This window comes from Alphaproteobacteria bacterium, assembly GCA_030739735.1.
Taxonomy (GTDB): Bacteria; Pseudomonadota; Alphaproteobacteria; order UBA7887; family UBA7887; genus UBA7887.
The window spans coordinates 1-931 of record JASLYQ010000044.1 but is presented as its reverse complement, the minus strand read 5'-3'; the positions used below and the strand labels follow the sequence as shown (position 1 = coordinate 931).

At 43.2% G+C, this 931-nt stretch carries 1 protein-coding gene; it reads left to right on the top strand.

The window, feature by feature from the left end; genetic code table 11:
• A partial coding sequence (gene carB / locus QF629_12945) for a carbamoyl phosphate synthase large subunit (GenBank protein MDP6014428.1) occupies positions 1-931 on the top strand: 931 nt, incomplete at both ends.

Sequence of the window (931 nt, the reverse complement as noted above, 5' to 3'; positions counted from 1 at the left end):
ATGGATTAGACGAACATCATAGTAAAGCCGACCTGAATGATTCAGAGAAAAAGGAATTCATAAAGGGACATCTGTTAAGTCCTTCGTGGGACAGGCTTTGGTCTGTTGTAGACGGTATGCGTATGGGAATGGATATTGATGAGATACATGAAATCACCATGATTGATAAATGGTTTCTATATAATTTGAAACAGATTCTGGAACTGGAAGAAGAGATTAAAAGCCAAACTGAACCCCTGATAGATCCGTCTCTTTTAAAAAAAGCAAAACAGTATGGTCTCTCCGACATTCGGCTGGCAAGCTTGTTAAATACAACGGCAGCAGATATTCGTGATTACCGCAAAAAGAACGATATCCGCCCTGTGTTTAAGGTGGTGGATACCTGTGCGGCTGAATTCCAGGCGTACACGCCCTACCTGTATTCCACCTACGAGACCGAATGCGAAGCTAACCCTACATCAAAGAAAAAAATTATTATCCTGGGAAGCGGTCCTAACCGTATCGGCCAGGGTATCGAATTTGACTATTGCTGTGTGCATGGAGTACTGGCCTTGAAAGAAATGGGATTTGAAACAATTATGATTAATTGCAATCCGGAAACTGTAAGTACGGATTACGATATATCTGACAGGTTATATTTCGAGCCCCTTACTTTTGAGGATGTAATGGAAATCGTTGAGAAAGAAAACCCGGAAGGTGTTATTGTACAGTTTGGAGGACAGACTCCACTCAAACTGGCCGTACCGCTAGCCAACGCAGGGGTTAAGATCCTTGGCACCTCACCGGATAGCATCGACATGGCAGAAGACCGCAAAAGGTTTGCGACACTTTTATCCAAACTCAACCTCTTACAACCGGACAATGGAAATGCACGGTCATTCACAGAAGCCGAACAGGTTGCGGCTTCAATAGGTTATCCTGTTTTAATAAG